Origin of the sequence: Rhizobium ecuadorense (assembly GCF_001187535.1) — a bacterium.
Taxonomy (GTDB): Bacteria; Pseudomonadota; Alphaproteobacteria; order Rhizobiales; family Rhizobiaceae; genus Rhizobium; species Rhizobium ecuadorense.
In genome coordinates this window covers 1-210 of the sequence record NZ_LFIO01000406.1, presented here as the reverse complement: position 1 = coordinate 210, position 210 = coordinate 1, and the positions used below count along the sequence as shown (strand labels likewise).

Below are 210 nucleotides of genomic sequence, written 5' to 3'. Positions count from 1 at the left end.
CCCGTCCTTGCGGCCGGGGAGAAGACCTCCAAGATCGCGCTTCCGGTCGCCATCACCGTCTTTCCTGGGGAGAGCTACCAGGCCCCGGAGACATGGGCCCGTCGCGCCTATCGCAACCTTATCTATTTCCACAAGGTCGACAAGGGCGGCCACTTCGCCGCCTGGGAGCAGCCGGAGCTCTTCTCCGCCGAGCTTCGAGCAGCGTTCAGG

At 65.2% G+C, this 210-nt stretch carries 1 pseudogene; it reads left to right on the top strand.

What is annotated here, in order from left to right:
* Window positions 1-210, top strand: a pseudogene (locus AF337_RS10825) (epoxide hydrolase); the annotation flags it as partial.